Consider the following 21,451-nt stretch of genomic DNA (forward strand, 5'->3'; position numbering starts at 1 on the left):
CTCAGCACGCCGGCGGAGCGCGTCAGGCGATCCAGGTGGTAGCCCAGGAGACGAACGCCGCCGGCCCACCGCATGGTCTCGATCAGCTCGAACGATTCATCTGCCATCCCCATCATCTCATCCTCCCAGAAACGCCCCTTTCAGGAGGCATTCCTCGTATTCGGCCCGGGGGTCGGAGTCCCATACGATCCCGCTCCCGATGCCCATACGCCCGTGTCCGTCACGGAGTTCGAGGGTCCGGATGGCGACGTTAAACGCCGCCTTGCCGCCCGGCGAGACGTACCCGATGGCGCCGCAGTAGACGCCGCGGGGTTCGGGTTCGATGGCATCGATACGTTGCATGGCGCTAATCTTGGGGGCTCCGGTGATCGAGCCGCAGGGGAAGAGGGCCCGAAAGAGCGCCGGTAGCGTTACGTTTGGCAGAAGCCGGCCGGTGACGGTCGAGGTCATCTGGTAGAGCGTCTCGTAGGTTTCGAGGGAGAACAGGGCCGGCACCTGGACGGAGCCCACCTCACAGATTCGCGAAAGGTCGTTCCGGAGCAGGTCCACGATCATCAGGTTTTCCGCACGGTTTTTTGCGTCGGCCAGGAGCCACTCGCCCAGGCGCGCGTCATCCGCGGCCGTGCCGCCGCGTCGGGCTGTACCCTTCATGGGTCGGGCGATGATTTCGCGCCCATCGATGCTAAAAAACAGCTCTGGAGAAAAGCTGAGGATCGCTCCGTTGGGCCGTGGGATGAAGGCGCCATAGGCCACCCGTTGCCGGGTGCGGAGCTGCCGGTAGACGGCGAACGGGTCGCCGTCGTAGTCGAATGTGAGCGACGTCGTCAGGTTCACCTGGTAGACATCACCCTCTCGGATATGCTCCTTGATCCGGCGGATCGCCACCTCGTAGGCGTCTCGGTCGATAGCCAGCCGGCGCTCGCCGATGGGTACGGCGGACTCCGCCTCCGGCAGTTCGAGGGCCATCGGGCGGGTGTAGACGCCGAGCCACACGAGCGGCTCGGGGCCGATCCGAGCCGTGGGTAGGCCGACGCAGGCCGCGCCGGCTTCGTAACTCACGAATCCGGCGACATGGTAGCCGGCCTCGACGGCCTGGTTCGCGGCTTCGAGAACGGGTATAACGTCCGCACCCGCTCGCGCTTCGAGCTCGCGCAAGGGGTGGGCGAAGAGGAGAGCCCCTTCGCCCGGACCCTGTTTGGCTGTATCGAGCAAGACCGCGCCGGGTTCACGGAACTGTGAACCCGGCGCGTGGCGATCGTGCATGCGAAACGCCCGGGCTGGCACGTTCGATTCCGGCCTTATTGATTGCCGAGGATGACGGGAAGGCCGCCCTGGCCGCCGCCTACGATGACCGTTTTCGAGTTCGGAGACAGCGCCAGCTGCTGGGTGGCCTCGATCCCCTTGAATTGGAGGAACGCCGGCGAGAGGCTCGACGTGATGATCCGCTGGTATTCCGCCTGGCCTTCCGCCTCGATCTTTTTGCGCTGGGCTTCCAGGCTATCCTTTTGGAGGGTGAAGAAGTAGCGCTCGACCTCCTGCTCTTCCGTCAATTTCCGCTCTATGGCCCGCTGGATCTGCTCGGGAAGGAGGACGTTACGGATGAGCACGGCGTCGATCTGAACGTACTGAGCTTCGACGCCGCGGCGGACGCGCTCGATGATCTGATCCTGTAATTCTTGCCGGCGGGAGGAGTACAGCTCCTCGGGTGTGAACTGCCCGACGACCTCCCGGACGGCGCTGCGCAACTCGGGCTGGACGAGCTTGCGATAGTAGTCGGTGCCATAATCCTGGTGCAACTGTGGGAGTCTCTCCGCATCGGGCCGCCAGCGGATCGAGGCGTCCATACCGATCTGGAGACCGTTCGAGGACAGGGCCGTGATTTCCTCGATTTGCTCCTGCACGCGCCCGTCGTACCGGATGATGTCCACCCAGGGGGCATGGATGACGAGGCCTTCGGGCACCGTTGCCCCCAGATCCGTACCACTGATCCGGCTGTAGCGTACGCCGGCGTAACCCGAGTCGATACTCGTCGCCAGGCATCCGCCGGCCACCAGCAAAAGAATCAAAAAGATGGATGCGCCAAGAATCAGCCGCGCGGCCGCCTGGGTGAGGTTGGGGTAGTTACTGGCCATATATCTTGAGCGGGATTACCGTGAAATTTACGGCCGCCGGCCACGATCTGACACCTTCAACGCGACCGGGCGACACGTTTCTGTGAACCAACCGCGGCTTCAAAAGTTCGAGCGCCAGATACGACGCGCGACCCTCAGAATTCTCGACAACACGACGGGCTGCGTCTGGATGACCGGCTGTAGGCCCGTAAGTCGTAAAGGCGCAACGTGTTGCGTCTTTGCTGCGGCACTACGGGATTGACGATCTAATCGACACCTACCATATGGATGCCACAACCGCCAGCCTGAGGGACGTCTTCGGCGGGCATCTTCAGACCCACGTGGCTCTCGCGCCCTACACGACCTTCCGAATCGGAGGCCCGGCGGACTACTTCCTGGCGGTCCGGTCGGCTGACGAGCTGGCCGAGGCCGTCCGCGCGGCCAGAAAGCACGAGGTCCCCTTCTTCCTCCTGGGTATGGGCGCGAACATCCTCGTTGCCGACGCCGGATTCCGGGGACTGGTGATCCACAACGAAGCACGCCGTATCACCCTCGACGAGGCCAACGCCCGCGTCACCGCCGAGAGCGGGGCCGTCATCTATCCGACCCTCATCGAATACGCCGTGGGCCACGGGTTGTCGGGATTGGAGCATTATGTAGGCATCCCCTCAACCGTGGGGGGCGCGTTGTGGCAGAACCTGCACTTCCTGTCCCCGCCGCCGGAGCGTGCGCGGACGATGTTTATCGAGGAAGTGCTTCACGGCGCCGAGCTATTTACGGAGGAGGGCGAGCGAAAACACGTCGATGTCGGCTATTTTCAGTATGGGTACGATTATTCGATCCTGCAGGACCGGGAGGATGTCGTGCTCGCGGCCACCTTTCAGCTCGAGGCAGCCGATCCGTCGCAGATGCACGCCGTGATGGCGGCGAACCTGGAGTGGCGCCGCGAGCGTCATCCTCCGCTCGATACGGAGCCCAGCGCCGGCTCGATCTTCCAGAAAATCGAAGGCATCGGCGCCGGCCGGCTGATCGACGAGTGCGGCCTGAAAGGGGCGCGTTTCGGCGGGATCGAGATTACGCACCGGCACGCCAATATCATGATCAACCGGGGTGGCGGCACCGCGGCCGACGTTCGCCGACTGATCGCGCACGTACAGGCGACTGTCGAGGAACGGACCGGCTACCGCCTCGAACCCGAAATCAGATTCGTAGGGGCCTTTTAATGCTCTGGATCTCCGGCATATGGGCCGTGCTCATGAAGGATCTCCGGCTGGAGTTCCGGAGCCGTTACGCCCTGAACATGCTGCTCATGTTCGTCATCTCCACCCTGGTGATGGTGGTCTACGCGATCGGCCAGGAAGAGATCAGCCCGCGTGTCCAGTCCGCCATGATCTGGGTGGTGATCATGTTTTCGGCGAGTGTGGGCCTTGGGCGGTCGTTTATCGGCGAGGAGGAGCGCGGGACGGTGTTGCTGCTGCAGCTGAACACGCGGCCGGACATGGTCTACGCCGGCAAGCTCCTGTTCAACATCCTGCTCATCCTGGTCGTGAACAGCCTCGCATTTATCGCCTACATTTTTCTGCTGGGGATCGAGGTGGAGCGGCCGTTGCTCTTTATCTCGACCGTCGTGCTCGGGGCGATCAGCCTCGCGAGCGCCACGACCTTGCTCGCCGCACTGATCGCGCGGTCGTCCAACCAGGGCGCGCTGCTGCCGGTGCTGCTCTTCCCGCTGCTCGTGCCGCTCTTGCTGTCTGTGGTGCACGCCACGCAGAGCGCGATGGCCGGCGGCGCGGGGATGCTGGCCGCGCAGGACGACCTGAAGGTGATCGTCGGCTTCGCCGGCGTGACGATCACGATGTCGGTGCTGCTGTTCGAGTATGTCTGGAACGATTGACGAGGGCCACGGCCCGAAACGTGAGAATCGCTTCATCCATGTAAAGAAGGCGTGTAATTTGTGATTGAACGTAGACGGATGGGGAGCAAATTGCGTACTCTATCAGGCACATGATTTTCAGCTGAGCCGGCGATGCACTTCACCCCGAACGTCAACCTTCCCCGGTACCGCGTCGCGCTGTACGGGGTCGTCGTCTGGATGACGCTGGTCATCCTCGGAGGCTTTTTGCTGGATATCCCCCGGATCAACATCCTCGAACACACGGCGCGCAACCTGTATTTCCACGTCCCGATGTGGTTCACGATGCTCGCCGCCTCGTTCGTGTCGGGGTATCAGTCGTATAAGGTCCTCAAACACAACGACCTCATCCACGACATCCGGGCTGTAGAGGCCTCGCGCCTCGGGGTGTTGTTTGGTTTGATGGGCCTGATCACCGGCAGCGTATGGGCGCGGTACACGTGGTATGTCGGCACGCCGATCTGGTGGAATTTCGATCCCAAACAGTCGCTCGCCGCCATCGGGGTGCTCATCTACGGAGCCTATTTCGTCCTCCGTTCGTCGGTGGACGACCCGGAAAAACGCGCCCGGATCGCGGCGGTTTACAATCTCTTTGCCTCCTCCACCCTCCCCTTCCTCCTGTATGTCGTCCCGCGTCAGCTGGACAGCCTGCATCCCGGGGCCGAGGGAAATCCGGCGTTTAGCGACATCACCCATCCGATCATGCGCCTTGTGTTTTATCCGGCCGTGATCGGGTTTATCGGGCTGTTCTGGGTGATCTACACGCAACGCGTGCGAGCGGGGGTAGTGGAAGAGCGGATCGCCCAGCGCGAGGAGCATGGATAAGCGCCGGGAATCCGTGCTCCGAGTTACCATCAGACAGAGTGGACCATGACGATTCATCCGATACTACAGGAAACGCCTCAGGAAGCCGGCCAGACGGGCGACGGCGCCATCCACACGGCCTACGACAGCACGTGGGCGACCGCCCAGATCCCCGAGCAGGGGCCGTTGGGATCGGAGCAGTACATGCTGGCGGAGGATAAGCTGTTTGTCGTCCTGGCGGTGGTCCTCATCATCTGGGCCGGCCTGGCGCTGTACCTGTTCCGCACGGATCGAAAACTCGCTCGCCTGGAGCGGGCGCTGGAGGAACGAAGCTGATTGGCGGGCATTCTATGTTCATCGTTTAGAATCTACCCCATCTCGCATACCGTCATGAAAATCAAGAACTTCATCGCGCTAGGTGCCGGCGTTGTATTCGTCGCCGTGTTATTCATGAACTTCGGCAGCTCGGTGGGCGGCTACATGAATTTCCAGGAAGCGCAGGCGAGCGGCTCGAACGCGCACATCGTCGGCCAGTGGGCGTCGGATCTGCCCTTCAGCTACAACAAGGACACGAACGTGTTCTCGTTCCACATGCGGGATGAGAGCGGGCAGCTGCTGCAGGTCCACTACCCTAACCCCAAGCCGGCCAACTTCGAGGATGCCGAGAAGCTGGTGATCGAAGGCCGAGTGGAGGGCGATGTCCTCATGGCGGAACACATCCTCGTCAAGTGCCCCTCGAAGTACAACGATACCAATGTGATGGGTACGTGAGAATCATCTCATCCTGTACCCTCTTTTTTCTACAGCCGGCAGCGCTATTCGCGCTGGCCGGCTTTTTTATTGTACCTACGCCCATCGTGAACACTCCCCTGTTGCCCCCCTGCCCCACCACGCCGAACTGTGTGCTCGAGGCGCATCCTTTCCCGGTCGCGTCGGACGCCTTGCTGCCCCTGGCCCGCGAGGCGCTGCAAGCACTCCATCCGCGTGAGGTGACGCTGAATGGCCCAATCCTCCATGCGGTGTACCGCATCGGGCCATTTCTGGATGATGTACACGTGGCCATCGAAGCAGCCGGCGACGGAAGTGTTCTCCACATCCGCAGCGCCAGTCGGGTAGGCCGCAACGACCTAGGCGTAAACGCCAGGCGCGTACGGCGGTACATGAACGACGTAGAGGAGCGGATCCACGGCACGGAGAAGTAAAACCCATGTCGCCAATTTCAACCCCGTAGAGACACGATACCTCGTGTCTCCCTATAGACACGATACCTCGTGTCTCCTTAAAGTCCGTGCAAACCCTCGTTCATAGATAAACAAACGTCGCGATCAGGAAATACACCGTCAGCCCCAGGATATCGTTGAGCGTGGTGATGAACGGACCGGTGGCCAGCGCAGGGTCGATGCCTACGCGGTGCAGTAGGATCGGCACGACGGTTCCAATAACGGTAGCAAGGAGCACAATCGCCATGAGCGACAGGCCGGCGGTGATAGCCAGGTGCACCGGGTGCACGATGAGCACGGAGGCGCTCGGGATAAGGATCGGCAGGACAATGATCGACAGCGCAAGCACACTTGCGAGAGACAGACCATTCACCAGCGCGACGGCGGTCTCTTTACCCATCCGGCGGACGACATCGCTTGACCACACGTCGCCCGAGGCGAGGCCTTGCACCACGATGGACGACGACTGGATGCCGACATTCCCCGCCGTCGCCATCATGATCGGCAGAAACGAAGCCAGTACGACAGCCGCCTTGAGTGCATCTTCGAAGCTGCCGATCACGAGGCCCGACAGGCCGGCGCCGACGAGCCCGATCATCAACCAGGGTAGCCGGCCACGCAGGATGCGAAACACGGAGTCCGACGCCGCTTCGCCCCCGGAAACGCCGCTCATCAGCTGGAGGTCCTCCTCGGCCTCCTCGCGGATGACGTCCACCACGTCGTCGATCGTGATACGCCCTATCAGCCGGCCGGCGGCGTCGACGACGGGCAGCACGACGAGGTCGTACCGCTCCATGATGCGGGCCACTTCTTCCTGGTCGACTTCTGTCGTCACGGCCTCGAAGTCGGTCCGCATGAGCGAATCGATACGCGCCGTCGCGGGCGAAAGCAGCAGCTGCTTCAGCGACACCACCCCCAGCAGTACGCCGGCCTCGTCGATGACGTAGACGGCGTAAATCGGCTCGATGGTCTCGGCGAGGCGGCGCACTTCCTCGGTCACCTCGGCGACGGTCAATGACCGCAGCGCCGGCACGTATTCGCGCTGCATGATGCCGCCGGCGGACTCCTCGTCGTACGACAGCAGCTCGCGGACGTGTTCGGCATCCTCCAATCCGTCCAACACCTCCTCGGCCATCTCGTCGGACAGGTCGCCCAGGATGTCCGTCGCGTCGTCGGTGTCGAGGGTATCGAGCATCTCGGAGATGCGATCCGGCCGGGATTCCTCGAGGAGCGCCGCGCGCAGGGTGCTATCCAGCTCGGTCAGTACATCGCCCCCCACGTCCGTTGGCAGCCTGTCGAAAAGCAGCTGGGCGTCTTCGAGCGACAGATGGCTGATGAGATCCGCGAGATCCGCCGGATGAAGATCCGCGATCAGGTTCATCAGCATGCCGCGCTCGTCCGACTGGAGGAGCGCGGAGATGTCGTCCACCAGCTGGTCGTCTACCTCCAGCGACCCGCTTTTGCGGTCTCGGTTATCCTCCGTCACGGAATTCGCCATACCAGTGGAACGTTCAGAGCGTGTCTGGGGCAAGAAGCCGCGCGAGGGCGACGAAGTCGGCCGGCGACAGGGTTTCGGGCCGGAGGCCGGCGAGCGGCTCCGGAAGTTCGATGCCGCGCGCCGCCGTCAGGGCGCGCAGGCTGTTGCGCAGGGTCTTCCGGCGTTGATTAAAGCCGGTACGGACCACCGAGCGTAGAAAGGCTACATCGTCTCCCGGCGCAAGCGCTTCGTGACGCCGGAAGGTCAACCGAACAACGGAGCTCTCTACGTCAGGTTTCGGGAAGAAGACATTCCGGGACACATTAAACAGCAGTTCGGCCCGGGCCTGGAGCTGGACCGACACGCTGAGGATGCCGTACGTCTTACTCCCCGGCCCGGCGACCATCCGCTCGGCCACCTCACGCTGCATCATCAGCACGGCCTCGGCCATGAGCGTGTCGTGGTCGAGCAACGCAAAGACGATCGGGCTGGTGATGTTGTAGGGCAGGTTGCCGACGACATGGATGGGTGCGCCCTTTTCGCCGGCGAGCGCCGGCCAGTCGGCATCGAGCACGTCCATCAGACGCACATCGACGCCCGGAAGGGCCTCCTGGAGGTGCGTCACGGCCCGTTCGTCCACCTCGATCGCTGTGAGTCGCGGGAAACGGGGGGCGAGGTGCGTCGTCAACGCGCCCGTGCCCGGCCCGATCTCGGCGACATGTGCTTCCGGGCCGGCGCGCAGGGCGTCGACGATCTTGAGCTGGATATTCCGGTCGTGTAAAAAATGCTGGCCGAGGCGTTTTCTGGGTTGGATACCGGTCATCCGTCACCGTACGCGTTTACGTCGATTGCGAATGAAGTCCTCGAAGAGAAACTCGCCCAGATTGTCCAGGCTCGCGTAATACGCCCGGCCCTGGTTGGCCGTGGTGAGTTCGCGGACGAAGTTCTGGAGGTAGGGGTCGCGCGCGATCATGAAGGTGGTGATGGTGATGCCTTCGCGCCGGCACACGACCGCTTCGTCGAGCACTTTATTGACGATGCGCCGGTCCAGCCCGAAAGCGTTACGGTACATCTTCCCGTACTCGATATGACAGCTGGGCTTGCCGTCGGTGATCATGAAGATCTGCTTGTTGCGGTTTTTCCGCCGGCGCAGGATGTCCCGCGCGCGCTGGAGGCCCGACCGGGTGTTGGTGTAAAACGGACCCACGTTGAGGTACGGCAGGTCCTTGATCGACACCTCCCAGGCATCATTGCCGAACGCGACGATGTCGAGCGTGTCCTTCGGAAAGCGGGTGAGGATGAGTTCGGAGAGCGCCATGGCCGTCTTGCGGGCCGGCGTGATCCGGTCCTCCCCGTAGAGGATCATGGAGTGCGAGAGGTCGATCATGAGGACCGTCGCCATGCTCGCCTGGAAGTCCGTTTCGTAGACCTGAAAGTCGTCCTCGGACAGGTCCCACTCGCCGGCGCCGCACCGCTTAAACGTATTGGAGAGCGTGCCGCCGACGTCGATGAGGCTGATGTCGTCGCCGAACTGCCAGTTGCGGGTCTCGGGCATCCGCTCATCGCCCCGTCCGATGTGGGGGGTCTTGTGCTCGCCACGGCCCCCTTTGCGGAGCTGTTTGAAGACCTCCTCAAGGGAGCGCGACCGGATGGATCGTTCCATGCGGGGCGTGATTCTGGCGACCCCCTGCTCGTCGTCTTCCAGGAAACCGCGTTTTTTGAGCTCCTCGATAAAATCCCCGATCCCCATCGAGGGATCGGTGAGGCCGTACTTGCGGTCGAGCTGGGTCAGCCAGTTGAGGGCTTCGCGGGCGTCGCCGGCCGTATGCTGCAGCAACTGCTGGAAGATATCCATCAGCCGGTCGAACGGCGGTGGCGACTCCCCATGGACGGTATCGTCCCAGGCGGTGTAGCGAATTTCCATCTTAATCCGTCACCCTCGATAGGGGTTTTTGAGATAGCCCTCGGCACGATCGTGAGCGCCGGACCAGTCCTCGAGCTTCAGGACCTGCCGGTAGTATGCCTCAGCCCGGCTCCGGTTCTGCAACGCGTCGTGGACCATGCCGAGGCGGAGGTAACCAAGCACCTTGAAGCCGGACGGGGTGGCGTCGCGATCCAGGATGCGCTCGAGGCGCTCGAGCGAAGCGCGGGCGGCTTCGTAGTCGCGGCTCGCCATCTGGCTACGACCGAGGTAGTAAAAGGCCTGCTCGGCGATGGCGTCGTTGTAGCCGTTCTGGCGAGCGTCGTATTTCTGGATGACCTCCTCAAAAATGGCCGCGGCCTGGCGCCACCGCCCCCAGCGGATGTACACCCTTCCCTCGAACGCGTGGAAAAGCGAATTTTGCGGATGCTCGGCGCGCAGCCACTGCACGTGTTCGAGGCTTTTGGCGTAGTCCTCCTCGTACGCGTAGTAGATCTGAAGCAGGAAATACGCCGCCTCGGTGCGGATGAAGTGGCCTTCGTTCATCGTCCGCGTCAGCTGCGCGATCCCGCGCTCAACATTTCCTTTTGGCATAAACACCGTAAAGGGGCGGACGGCGGGGTACTGGCGGGGAATGATGACGGAGAAATAGTCGTAGATCCCCTTCCCGAACACATAATCCGCCTGGGACGGGTCTTTTTCGGCGATCGCCATCACATAATCCATCGCGTTTTTCCCGTCGAGCGCCGCCTTCATCCACTGCCCGCGGTTGGAGCGGAGCCGGCCGCTGAACCCGTGCGCGGCGCCCTTGAAGAAGATCGCGTCGAAGTCGTCCCGGTTCCGTTTCAGCATCCGGTTGGAGCGATCAAGGACAACGTCCATCTCCTTAAAAAAGGCGTCGTCGTGAACGGTAGTGCTGAAGTCGACCATGATATCCCACCACACGTTCAGCCCCCGCAAAAAGGGGCCGACGGGGTGATCCGGATACAGCGCCTCGATACGGGCGAAGGCCGCGTTGGCTTCGTCCGTCTCCATGTTGTATAGATGATCGAGCCCTTCCCGCCCCAGGGCGCGGACGCGGGGGTCGTCCAGGATGGAGCCAGAGATGGAGCCAGCGCGGGATTGCGCGTACCCGGAAGGCACACACAGCCCGGCGAGTAGCGTGGCCAGAAAGACCGCTAGCGCGGCGTGTCGGATAAATCGCATGACGAACGACGGGTAGCGGCGCGGACGGCCGGCGCGATCAGCGCGCGCCGCCGGGCCAGAATCGCCGCGTGCCGGTGTAGACGAGGCTGACCAGGAGGATCTTGGCGAGATCGACCGGCAGAAACGCCAGCCAACCCTTCACGATGGATTCGCTCCAGGTGGCGTGGCCGGCGGCGAAATGAAGCCAGGTCACCCCGAACGTGAACAGCGTCAGCGAACCGAGCATCATGGCGAGGGTGCTGCCGGTGAGGGAATTCCACCGGCGCGAGGCGCGGCCGACCACCGCCGCGGCGAATGGCGCGCCGATCAGGAAGCCGGCGGATACGGCCGTCGCCAGGTAGGCCATACCGTAGCCCTCGCCGGCGTATACCGGGAAGGCCATCCCGAGGCCCAGGTACACCACTTGCGACAGCAGGCCGCCCCGCCACCCCAGATAGAGGCCGCTCCCGTAGATGGCGAGCGATTGCAGGGTGAAGGGCACTTCCCAGATGTATATCCGCGCCTGGGCGCCAAGCACCGTGAGCAGCGCGAACCCGACGATGCCGGCCAGCTGGACAAGCGCCGACGCCTGTTCATGGCGGAGAGTATCGACTACGGCCGGCCGGGAAGAATGAACCTGGAGGATAGCGTGCATGGACATGGGTAAACGATCGATTGGGGTTCGGCGATGAACGATTCAGGGTTTGAATCAGGGCGGGCCGGGCATCGGGTTACGGTCGGCGTCTCGAACGCCAGTCACCGCCACCTGCCCCCTGGGCCCGATACGCAGCTCGGCGTATCGCGCCTCCCGGAAATAGTCGGCCTGCCCCTCCTCGAAAAAGAAGTACGCCGCGCCACTACATAGGCGCTCGGCACACGTTCGATACCGCAAGATACGCTCGTCGGGCGAAAGTTCATCGCCGGCGCCGAGGTACCGCACTTCCGTACCCACTCGGTTGCTGTCGAGTTTCACGGCAAGCCGGCCCGTGCGCGGAAGGGACGAGTCGGCGACGGCGAGATCGCCCAGCAGCGGGTAATACAGGCGGAGCGATTGCCCCTGAATCAGGGCCCGGTGCTCGTCGGCGTCCAATGCCAGCAACAGAGGTTCGCCGTGGCGCAGCAGCTGCTCGCTGCGGAAGATGAGCAGGTTGGGAATGCCCAGCGCGACGAAGGTCGCGAGCGCGAATGTCCACTGCTGCCAGCGCTTCGGACGTGTACGTTTCATAGGGCGACCTCCTCCTCGGGGGGAGCGGAAGCGGTGAGTCGCAGAATGGCGCGCATGGCCAGCAGCACCAGGCCCGTGCCGGCCAGTATCATCGACCGATGCAGCAGGCTCACGTCCAGATCATACAATAGATAACCGGCCTGGGCTATTAACGCGGCCAACAGTAGGGCGGCCACGACCCGCTGCCCCCGCGCATACGCCAACAACGTAAGCGCCAGCGAGGCGATGAGGCCGGGCTGATCGAACGCGAAAAAGAGAAACACCGGCACAAACGCCAGCACCGGCCGCGGCGCCAGGCGCCAGACGACATACAAGAGCGCGGCGGAGAGGCCGGCCGATGAGATCCACATCGAATGCAGCTCCGGATACACATCGGCGGCCTGTGCGATAAAAAGCAACGTCGGCAAGGCCAGCATCAACCCCAGCGCGAGCGGCCGGGTGAACCGCGTAAGACGCCGGCTGTCCAGATGCGATTCCTGCTCGAGCAGATACATGGCTCCGAGCATCTGCGCCAGCACCAGCAGGTGCGCCCCTTCCTGCCACGAAGAGACGGCGATGAGCGCCGCCACCCCGAACACGCCCACGCCCACCGTCAGGAAGCGATGGATGCGGTTCGGCTGTGCGAAAAAAAGGATCAGGGCCGAGGCCGCAACGGAAGCCCAGGCCATCTCGTGCGACTCCCACACGGAATACACGCCAAAACCCAGGCTCGCGGGGCCGGCCACGCCCAGGGCGATGCCGATCTGCTGAAGAAAGGGATGGCGGGTGAGATGACCCAGGGCCACGGAAATCGCCATGAAGACCACGCCGGCGACGATGTACTCCGGCCCTTCGTGCACCCACTCCGCGGCGATCAAAAACATGAGCAGCAACAGCGCGCCGATCCACGCGCTCACGGTCACGAGTGCCGTCACATACCAGGGGCTTTCGTCGCCACCTTCGTCGGATACGATCCCGACGCGCTCGACGCCGGCGGCGTCGAGGTAACCCTCCGCGGCCAGCGCCAGGGTGAGATCCGCCCAGGTCATCGGGGGCTTGCTCATGGCCGCGGCCCTCGAAGCGGCTGCCGGCGCAACCAGGCGGCCGCCAGGGCGGAACTGCCTAACACAGCCACGCCGGCCAGCAGAAATCCCCAGAACGCCGCATCCGTCACTCGAACGATGGCCGCCGCGCCCACGGCGATCCAGGCGAGAAACACGGCGGCCATCATCATCAGCTCCTGTCGTCTGAATCGATAAAACCAGCCCATGCCCAGCGACGAGACCAGGAATGCGGCCGGCGCGAGCCCGGCCGTCCAACCGGCCCCGAATCCATCAAAAATGATATCGATGGCGCTTATCACCCCACCCAGCAGCACAGCAAGGCCGACGAGGCGAGTCGCCCAGGCCGGCGCCAACCAGGTGGCGCCACGCTCCTTGCTCCATTCCAACATCGCCAGCGCCACGGCGTTGATGACAACGGTTCCGGTCACCACGAGCGTGTGTTGCTGGTCGAACAGAACATCGGCGCAGAAGGCGATCCACGTCGCATTGACGAGTGTGAGCGCCAGCAGGGCATTCCCGGCAAAACGGGTCGACACGGCCCAGCCCAGCACCAGCAGCAGCCACCATCCGAATAGCTGATGCCACGGGGCTCCGCTCGGGTACACCTGCCCGATCACGGCCAACAAAACGCCGACCAGCACGCTCGCGGCCATGGACCCGGCATGGCCTGCCGGACGCCCCCACCAGCGCCACGCCACCACGCCACTCGCCACGATGCCGGCCTCGAGGAGCGCGAATTTGTAGCGGGGCGCGAGGCCGTCCCAGTTAAACGCAAAAAAGGCGACGATGCCGGCCAAGACGAGCGCTACCCCGAGCCCAAGCAACACGCGTTCGATGGTCTGACGCCGGGCCGCACCGTCGGGCACGGCGCCGATGAGGCCGAGCGCGCGTTCAAGGGAGCCTGCATCCATCGCTCCTTCCTGGGCGAGCCGGCGGAGCGCATGGGAAGTAGGGTGTTCGGTGGAGCGGGGCATGGCAGGAGGGAGAGACGTTAGTTGGACGGCCTCGGGGACACGGTGGCGAGGGCCTCCTGCGCATCGGGTTCGTAGGCAAGGCGAGGAGCCAGCCAGCGCTCGACCTCCCCGAGGGGCATGCCCTTGCGATCGGCGTAATCGATCACCTGGTCGCGCGCGATCTGACCAACATTAAAATATGCGGCGTCCGGATGGGCAAAATACATCCCGCAGATCGAAGCCGCCGGCGTCATCGCCAGGCTTTCGGTCAGCGCGATCCCCGTGTGACGCCGGGCGTCGAGCACGTCCCAGAGGATTCGCTTCTCGGTATGATCCGGGCACGCCGGATATCCCGGCGCCGGGCGGATGCCCCGATAGGCCTCGCGGATGAGTTCGCTGCTCGACAGCGTTTCTTCGGGCGTATAGCCCCAATAGGCCGTGCGAACCTCCCGGTGGAGCCACTCGGCCGCGGCCTCGACGAGCCGATCCGCCAGGGCCTTCACCATGATGCTGTTGTAGACGTCGTGGACCCGATCGTACGCGGCCGCGAGCGCCTCGACGCCATCGCCGGCGGTGACGGCGAAGAGGCCCAGGTAGTCCTGACGACCGGAAGCGGCCGGCGCGATGTAGTCGGCCAGCGCCCGGTTGGGCCGGCCGGAGGTCTTGCGGGATTGCTGCCGCAGCGTATGGAGGCGAGCCATGGGGGTGTCGCGGCGTTCGTCGGCGAACAGGTCGATGTCGTCGCCCACGCCGGCCGCCGGAAACAGGGCGAGGACGGCGTGCGCGGCCAGCTTGCCATCGCGGACGAGTTCGTCGAGCAGCTGCTGCGCATCGTCAAACAGCCGGCGGGCCTCAACGCCGATCTCAGGGTCGTCGAGCAATTGAGGGTACTTGCCTTTCATCTCCCAGGCCGAGAAAAAGGGCGCCCAGTCGATGTACGGGCGCAGCGTCGCGAGGTCGATATCGCGCAACACGGTGATACCGGGGCGATGGGGCGCCGTGATGGGCGCCGCCGTCCAGTCGATCGCCGGCGCATTGGCCCGCGCGGCCTCGAGCGGCAGATACTCCGCCGTCGAAGTCCGGTGATGATGCGCCTCACGTACGGCCTCGTATTCGTCCTGAATGGCCGCCATGAACCCCTGGCGATGGTCGCTCGACAGGAGGTGCGTCACGACGCCGACACTCCGCGAGGCATCCAGCACATGGACCACCGCGCCGCTGTATTTCGGGGCGATTTTGACGGCGGTGTGGATGCGGGAAGTCGTGGCGCCACCAATCAGCAACGGCACGGTCATCCCCCGGCGCTCCATCTCGCCGGCCACGTGCACCATCTCGTCAAGCGAGGGGGTGATGAGCCCGCTCAGGCCGATCACATCGGCCTGCTCACTCACGGCGCGGTCCAGGATGATATCCGCCGGCACCATCACGCCGAGGTCGACGACATCGTAGTTGTTACACGCGAGCACCACGCCGACGATGTTTTTCCCGATATCGTGTACATCCCCCTTCACCGTGGCCATCAGGACTTTCGTCTTCCGCTCCGCCGGCCGGCCAGCGTTGGCGGCCTCGATAAACGGCACCAGATAGGCCACGGCCTTTTTCATCACCCGGGCGCTCTTCACTACCTGCGGCAAAAACATCTTGCCGGCCCCGAAGAGGTCGCCGACGACGTTCATCCCGGCCATCAACGGCCCCTCGATCACATCCAGTGGGGACGGGTAGGCCATACGGGCCTCCTCGATGTCAGCGTCGATGAAGTCGACAATCCCCTTCACCAGGGCGTGTTTCAGGCGCTCATCGACGCTGGACTGCCGCCAGGCGGCCTCGCTGGCCACCTGCTCGGGACGCTCCGCCATGGCGTCGGCGAAGGCGACGAGGCGTTCGGTGGCGTCGGGCCGGCGATCGAACAACACGTCCTCGACGCGTTCCAGCAGCGCAGGCTCGATCTCCTCATAAATGGCCAGCTGCCCGGCGTTGACGATGCCCATGTCCATGCCGGCCTGGATGGCGTGGTACAAAAACGCCGCGTGCATGGCCTCGCGCACGACGTCCTGGCCGCGAAACGAAAACGAGATGTTGCTCACGCCACCCGAGATATGGGCGTACGGCAGGTGCCGTTTGATCCACCGGACGGTCTCGATAAAATCGATCGCGTACCGGTTGTGGGCGTCGATGCCGGTGGCAATGGCGAAGATATTGGGATCGAAGATGATGTCTTCGGGGGGGATGCCCACGGCGCGGGTGAGTAAGTCGTACGCGCGTTGGCAGACAGCGATGCGGCGCTCGAAGGTGTCCGCCTGACCCTGTTCGTCGAACGCCATGACGATGACGGCCGCGCCGTACATCCGTGCGGTGCGCGCCTGCTCCAGGAAGGCGGCCTCCCCTTCCTTCATGCTGATCGAATTGACGATCCCCTTTCCCTGGATGCATTTCAGGCCGGCCTGGAGCACGCTCCACTTCGACGAATCCAGCACAATCGGCACCCGCGCGATGTCCGGCTCGGTGGCGATGAGATGGAGGAAGTGGACCATCGCGGCCTCGCTATCCAACATCCCCTCGTCCATGTTTACGTCGATCAGTTGCGCGCCGCTTTCCACCTGCTGCCGCGCCACGGTCAACGCCTCGTCGTACTGGCCGTCCTTGATCAGTCGTGCAAAGCGCCGCGACCCCGTGACGTTCGTGCGCTCGCCGATGTTGACGAAGTTGGTCTCGGGCCGAAACTCGAGCGGTTCGAGGCCGCTCAGCCGGAGTCGCGGCGGCACGATAGGCGGCACTCGAGGAGGCAGGGTCCGCACGACCTCCGCCATCCGCCGGATGTGCGCCGGCGTGGTGCCGCAACACCCGCCGACGATGTTCACGAAGCCCTCCGCCGCGTACGCCTCGATCTGCGCGGCCATGAAGTCGGCCGACTCGTCGTACCCCCCGAAGGCGTTCGGCAGGCCGGCGTTCGGATAGAGGCTGGTCGGCACCGTCGCGACCCTCGCCAGAGACTCGATGTACGGCCGCATCTGGGCCGAGCCCAGGGCGCAGTTGAGGCCGACGCTGAGCAGACCGGGCATGTGGGAGATCGAGAGCCAGAACGCCTCGGGCGTCTGGCCGGAGAGCGTCCGGCCGCTCTGGTCGACGATCGTCCCCGAAATCATCACAGGCAGGGAGATGCCGCTATCCTTCGCATACTGCTGGATGGCCACGAGCGCGGCCTTGCAGTTCATCGTGTCGAAGACGGTCTCCACGAGCAACACATCGACCCCGCCGTCAACCAGGCCGGCCACCTGCTCGCGGTAGGCATCGGCGAGAGCGTCGAAAGTGATGGCGCGGAAGCCGGGGTCGTTGACGTCCGGCGAGATCGACAGGGTTTTATTCGCCGGCCCGAGCGCGCCGGCGACGAAGCGCGGCTTGTCGGGCGTGCGGGCCGTGAAGGCGTCGGCGGCTTCGCGGGCCAGGCGTGCGGCGGCGAGGTTGATCTCGTAGGCGTGGGCCTGCAGGCCGTAGTCGGACTGGACGACCGACAGGGCGTTGAAGGTATTGGTCTCGATGAGATCCGCGCCGGCCTCCAGAAATTGATCGTGAATCGATCGGACGATATCCGGCCGGGTGATCACCAGCAGATCGTTGTTGCCCTTCAGTGGCGACGGATGATCGGCGAAGCGCCGGCCGCGGTAATCGGCTTCATGCAGTCCGAAGGACTGGATCATCGTCCCCATCGCCCCGTCGAGCACGAGGATGCGGGAGGCCAGGAGGTGATGGAGTCTATGAAACGTGTCGTTCATCTCGCGAAGCGCACCCAGGATACACGCAGCAGTAAACCTTAAACCCGTACACCTTGAACCCCCCTACCGCCCCAGGAACACCATCACGGCCGCGCCGAAGACATCCGGCGCTTCAGCATGCAGCCAGTGGCTGGCCCCGGATATAGTGCTGATCTGGGCGGACGGAAAGAGCCGGTGGATGGACGGTACGTCCTCGTCGGTCACATAATTCGAGTCGCCGCCGCGTATGAATAGCGCATCTCCGCTAAAGATCCCGGTGGGTTCGACGGCCTGGCTCAGGGCATCGTAGTTCGCATCGATCGCATCCAGGTTCATCTTCCAGGTAAACGACCCATCGGGTTCGGCGGACAGGTTCTTGAGCAGGAATTGGCGGATGGGTTTCGACGTGATGTCGTGGGCCAGGGCGTCGTCGACGGCGGCCCGGGAGTCGAAGGCGTTAAGGTCGAGCCGGCGCAAGGCGTTGAGGATAGACGTGTGATGCGGCGGATAGGCACGCGGCGCGACGTCGGCCACGACGAGCCGGCCGAGGCGGTCGGGATAGGTAAGCGCAAACGTCATCGCCACCTTTCCCCCCATCGAATGTCCCATCATGTGCGCGGTCTCCATGCCCTCGGCGTCCATGAATTCGAGCACATCGCCGGCCATCTCCGCATAGGACATCGAAGGGCTATGCGGGGACCGGCCGTGGTTGCGGAGGTCGAGCGCGTGGACGGCAAAACTATGCGAGAAGACGTTCCGACTGAGGGTATGCCAGTTGCCGCTCGCCCCGAGGAGACCGTGGAGGATGAGCAAGGGATACCCCTCGCCGTAGGATTGATGGAAAAGCGTCACGCGTTGTTCCGTTTGCCGTGGAAGCGTCAGATGCGTTAACGCGTCAATCCCCGGCCTGGTTCGATCGAACGGTCAGAGGAAGCACGGGGACCAGCTCCAGGCCGGCGCCATAGGCATACGCTCCCACGGTGATGGGCAGCCGGCCGTTCGGGGCCTGCTGGCCGGTCATGATGCCGGCGATGCTGCGCACGCTCGCGAGCGTCTGTTCGTAGGCGATCACCAGCGCGTCGGCGTCGGTGAAGGGGGTGATTGCATACGGATTGCCCAGCGTGACGACAGCCGAATAATTGGGCCGCGCGATCAGCCCCTGCACGAGTTCTTGCTGCTCGGGGAACAGCCCGGGGTCTCCACGGCCGGCGACGAGCCGGAGGTAGAGGGACACCACGATGGCGTCCGCCGAAGCCGCGTCCGCGTCGAGCCGGCGCTTGTCCGAGCCGGACAACGTCCGTCCGTAGCGGTGCTCCACGACCTGCGCATGAGCCCCAAGCTGGTCGGCCAGCAGATCCATCGCGGCCCCGATGCTCGGCGAGTTGTCGCTGTTTGTGAGCTGGACGAGCAGCACCCTCGTCTCCCGCGTAAACGGGAGGGCGTCGTCGTTTTTGAGCAGCGTGACGGCCTGGTCGGCCGCTCGTTGCGCCAAGGGCTCGCCACGCGGGAGGGCCATGATGTATTCGAACAGCGCCCTGTTAGGGCCAGCTTCCGTGTGTACGCCGGCGCGCGCCTTGGCCAGGAGGATTCGCCGCACCGACCCGTCGATGTGGCTTTCGGTGAGATCCCCCTTGCGTACGGCGTCTCGCACAGCGCGGACGGATGCGTCCAACCCCGTCGGCGTGAGTACCATGTCGGCGCCGGCGCGCAACGGGAAGGTGATGCGCTCCGGCAGGGTATACTCGTTCTGGAGCGCACCCATCGCGACGTCGTCGGTGATCACCAGGCCGTCGAATTGCATCGTATCGCGCAGCAACCCGTGCAGCGCGTTCCGGCTAAACGTCGCCGGAATCGGCTCGGCATCCAGCGCCGGGATCCAGAGATGTGCGCTCATCACAGCCGCGGGGCGGACGTGTTTGTTCAGCACATACCGGTACGGAAACAGTTCGATGGCCTCCAGCGCGCGGCGATCGCCGGGGATCGTGCCCATCCGGCTGTGGGTGTCGACCGAGGTATTGCCGTGCCCGGGGAAGTGCTTCAGCGTCGTCATCACGCCGTGGGCCTGGGCCTCGCGGACAAACGCGGCGGCCATCTCGCCGACCAGCGTCGGGTCCTCACCGTACGAGCGGATGTTGATGATCGGATTGAGCGGATTGTTATTCACATCCACCACCGGCGCCAGGATCATGTTGACTCCCACGGCCCGGCTCTCTACGGCCGTCAGCCGGCCGGCGGCGGCGGCAAACACGAGGTCGCGCGTCGCGCCGAGCCCCATGTTCGAGGGCCACTCGGTGAGGTTATTGTCGTGCTGCCCGACGCCCCGCTCGTAATCGGCTGCAAAAAAGAGGGGCACGGCGGAGCGCGCCTGAAGCCGGCGCGTCTCCTCGAACAACTCCCGTGGCTCCATGGTGCGAGAGACCAGAAAACCGCCGACCGCATACCGGGTCACCGCCTCCATCCCCGCGTCGGCGCGGGTGCGGGCGGGCAGGTTGACGATAAACAGCTGGCCGATCTTCTGCTCGAGCGTCAACGAGGCCATCATCGAATCGACCCAGCGGGCCGCGCCGGTCGTGTCCGGTCGGAGCAGTGCCAGCACCTCGGGGTCGTAGTCGGAAAACAGGCTGTCGAGGGCGAGCTGGAAGGGATCGGTAGCCACGGAGGCCTCGGCTATCTGGCGCGCCGGCGCCGGCGTGTGCGTCCGCGGCGCAACGAGCACCCAGAGGGCGATGAGGGTGATGACCAGGAAGAGGCTCCCGAGTTGGAAGCCATCCCATCGAGCGATATGGCGCGTCCGTTCGATCCGAGTATCCGAGAAATGGGGGTTGCGAGACCTGCGATGCAATGTAACGATCGCACGCGAAAAAGTACTGCGTATAAGAGCCGGCGGTTTCAGATTTTTTGACGCGTATCTCACGGTATTTTCGGCACATAGCGCGTCACCCTATATTTCGGCTGACTTCCGCCCACCCATAACACAAAACGATGCTAGATCGGCTACGAAACGAAGGAAAGGAGATGCTCGCCGCCGTCCGCGGCATGGACCGCCAGACGGTGTTTGTGTGTGTCGCGGCGGCGGTGCTCATGATCACGCAATTTGTCTTCGGAAGCCGCACCCTTTTCCGGCAGGACATCGCACCCCATCTTTTCCCGGACGAGTGGGATCAGCTCGCCGGCTGGGGCTGGTGGTTCGGGATGCAGGGCCTCACCGGTTTCGTCATCCCCATCCTCTGCCTCCGACTCCTCTTCAAGCGCTCGCCGGCCGACATGGGCCTGGGCCTCGGAGATTGGAAGCTGGCCTCTACCCTCGCGCTCCTCTACCTGCCGTTTGTTGTCGTGGGCACCTGGGTGCTGTCGGACAACCCGGACTTCCAGTCCCACTACCCCCACTACCAGCCGGCCGGCCGCCACTGGGGCCAGTTCTTCATCTACGAGGCGCTGTTCCTGTTTTACTGGTTCGGGTGGGAGTACCTCTGGCGCGGCTTCCTCCTCTTCGGCACCCGGCACACCTTCGGCCTCTACGCCATCCTCGTCCAGGCCCTCCCCTTCGCCGCCCTCCACGCCGATAAACCGACCGCCGAGGCCTACCTGTCCATCCTCGGCGGCATCGCCCTCGGCGCGCTCGTCTGGCGCTGCCGTTCCTTCTGGATCGCCGTCCCCATCCACGCGGTACAAATGTTCATCCTGGACTTCTGGTGCAGCCTCCGGATCCGGACGGAGGTCGATGGAATCGGACTCGCCTCACTACGCGACCTCCTAACCGCCTGGCTAAGCGGAGGTTGACACCCCCCCTGCCCCCCCTCCGTAAGGGGGGAGTTGACAGGAGCGAGAGTCCAAATAGAAATCTTCCGCAG

The 21,451-nt window shown here is 64.0% G+C and carries 20 protein-coding genes; 7 read left to right on the forward strand and 13 right to left on the reverse strand.

Annotation, left to right across the window (positions count from 1 at the left end):
• Window positions 1-117: 117 nt before the first annotated feature.
• Both pabB and SH809_06715 read right to left on the reverse strand, forming a co-directional pair.
• Window positions 118-1,263, reverse strand: coding sequence for an aminodeoxychorismate synthase component I (gene pabB / locus SH809_06710; GenBank protein MDZ4699377.1), 1,146 nt, complete (start codon window positions 1,261-1,263; stop codon window positions 118-120).
• A gap of 35 nt (window positions 1,264-1,298) precedes the next feature.
• Complete coding sequence (locus SH809_06715; protein ID MDZ4699378.1) at window positions 1,299-2,132, reverse strand: prohibitin family protein; 834 nt, start codon at window positions 2,130-2,132, stop codon at window positions 1,299-1,301.
• 263 nt (window positions 2,133-2,395) lie between these two features.
• Between SH809_06715 and murB the strand changes: the two genes are divergently transcribed.
• From murB to SH809_06745, 6 genes are all read left to right on the forward strand, one after another.
• Window positions 2,396-3,334 carry a UDP-N-acetylmuramate dehydrogenase gene (murB, locus tag SH809_06720; GenBank protein ID MDZ4699379.1) on the forward strand — a complete coding sequence of 313 codons (939 nt, stop codon included), beginning with the start codon at window positions 2,396-2,398 and terminating at the stop codon, window positions 3,332-3,334.
• Window positions 3,334-4,005, forward strand: a complete 672-nt coding sequence (locus SH809_06725; protein MDZ4699380.1) for a heme exporter protein CcmB — start codon at window positions 3,334-3,336, stop codon at window positions 4,003-4,005. Before murB ends, SH809_06725 begins: the two co-directional genes overlap by 1 nt.
• A gap of 132 nt (window positions 4,006-4,137) precedes the next feature.
• Window positions 4,138-4,848, forward strand: a complete 711-nt coding sequence (ccsA, locus tag SH809_06730; GenBank protein MDZ4699381.1) for a cytochrome c biogenesis protein CcsA — start codon at window positions 4,138-4,140, stop codon at window positions 4,846-4,848.
• A 45-nt stretch (window positions 4,849-4,893) separates the two neighbouring features.
• On the forward strand, window positions 4,894-5,163 hold the full coding sequence (locus tag SH809_06735; GenBank protein MDZ4699382.1) for a CcmD family protein: 270 nt from the start codon (window positions 4,894-4,896) through the stop codon (window positions 5,161-5,163).
• A gap of 54 nt (window positions 5,164-5,217) precedes the next feature.
• Entirely contained in the window at window positions 5,218-5,598 is a 381-nt protein-coding gene (locus SH809_06740) for a cytochrome c maturation protein CcmE (GenBank protein ID MDZ4699383.1), read from the forward strand.
• 86 nt (window positions 5,599-5,684) lie between these two features.
• A complete protein-coding gene (locus SH809_06745) occupies window positions 5,685-6,029 on the forward strand; it encodes a DUF1499 domain-containing protein (protein MDZ4699384.1) in 345 nt (114 codons plus the stop codon).
• Between the two features lie 100 nt (window positions 6,030-6,129).
• On the opposite strand, the gene mgtE is transcribed toward SH809_06745, so the two are convergent.
• From mgtE to SH809_06800, 11 genes are all read right to left on the reverse strand, one after another.
• Window positions 6,130-7,545 carry a magnesium transporter gene (mgtE, locus tag SH809_06750; GenBank protein MDZ4699385.1) on the reverse strand — a complete coding sequence of 472 codons (1,416 nt, stop codon included), beginning with the start codon at window positions 7,543-7,545 and terminating at the stop codon, window positions 6,130-6,132.
• Between the two features lie 13 nt (window positions 7,546-7,558).
• A complete protein-coding gene (rsmA, locus tag SH809_06755) occupies window positions 7,559-8,347 on the reverse strand; it encodes a 16S rRNA (adenine(1518)-N(6)/adenine(1519)-N(6))-dimethyltransferase RsmA (GenBank protein ID MDZ4699386.1) in 789 nt (262 codons plus the stop codon).
• A gap of 3 nt (window positions 8,348-8,350) precedes the next feature.
• Window positions 8,351-9,448, reverse strand: coding sequence for a hypothetical protein (locus SH809_06760; GenBank protein ID MDZ4699387.1), 1,098 nt, complete (start codon window positions 9,446-9,448; stop codon window positions 8,351-8,353).
• Between the two features lie 9 nt (window positions 9,449-9,457).
• Window positions 9,458-10,651 (reverse strand): tetratricopeptide repeat protein, encoded by a 1,194-nt coding sequence (locus SH809_06765; GenBank protein ID MDZ4699388.1) that lies wholly within the window; start codon window positions 10,649-10,651, stop codon window positions 9,458-9,460.
• Window positions 10,652-10,688: 37 nt separating this feature from the next.
• Window positions 10,689-11,291, reverse strand: a complete 603-nt coding sequence (locus SH809_06770) for a biotin transporter BioY (GenBank protein MDZ4699389.1) — start codon at window positions 11,289-11,291, stop codon at window positions 10,689-10,691.
• A 48-nt stretch (window positions 11,292-11,339) separates the two neighbouring features.
• A complete protein-coding gene (locus SH809_06775; protein ID MDZ4699390.1) occupies window positions 11,340-11,855 on the reverse strand; it encodes a GDYXXLXY domain-containing protein in 516 nt (171 codons plus the stop codon).
• Entirely contained in the window at window positions 11,852-12,898 is a 1,047-nt protein-coding gene (locus tag SH809_06780; GenBank protein MDZ4699391.1) for a DUF4401 domain-containing protein, read from the reverse strand. Before SH809_06780 ends, SH809_06775 begins: the two co-directional genes overlap by 4 nt.
• Window positions 12,895-13,872, reverse strand: coding sequence for a DUF2157 domain-containing protein (locus SH809_06785; GenBank protein ID MDZ4699392.1), 978 nt, complete (start codon window positions 13,870-13,872; stop codon window positions 12,895-12,897). Before SH809_06785 ends, SH809_06780 begins: the two co-directional genes overlap by 4 nt.
• Before the next feature lie 17 nt (window positions 13,873-13,889).
• A complete protein-coding gene (gene metH, locus SH809_06790; GenBank protein MDZ4699393.1) occupies window positions 13,890-17,621 on the reverse strand; it encodes a methionine synthase in 3,732 nt (1,243 codons plus the stop codon).
• A 63-nt stretch (window positions 17,622-17,684) separates the two neighbouring features.
• A complete protein-coding gene (locus SH809_06795; GenBank protein ID MDZ4699394.1) occupies window positions 17,685-18,452 on the reverse strand; it encodes an alpha/beta fold hydrolase in 768 nt (255 codons plus the stop codon).
• Window positions 18,453-18,495: 43 nt separating this feature from the next.
• The gene (locus SH809_06800; protein MDZ4699395.1) at window positions 18,496-20,442 is read right to left on the reverse strand and encodes a glycoside hydrolase family 3 N-terminal domain-containing protein; all 1,947 of its coding nucleotides are present in this window, start codon (window positions 20,440-20,442) and stop codon (window positions 18,496-18,498) included.
• Between the two features lie 140 nt (window positions 20,443-20,582).
• On the opposite strand from SH809_06800, the gene SH809_06805 reads away from it, so the two are divergent.
• Window positions 20,583-21,380: a CPBP family intramembrane glutamic endopeptidase gene (locus SH809_06805; GenBank protein ID MDZ4699396.1), complete on the forward strand. Its 798-nt coding sequence runs from the start codon at window positions 20,583-20,585 to the stop codon at window positions 21,378-21,380.
• Window positions 21,381-21,451: the final 71 nt, after the last annotated feature.

The organism is Rhodothermales bacterium, from assembly GCA_034439735.1.
In the GTDB taxonomy this organism is placed as follows: domain Bacteria; phylum Bacteroidota; class Rhodothermia; order Rhodothermales; family JAHQVL01; genus JAWKNW01.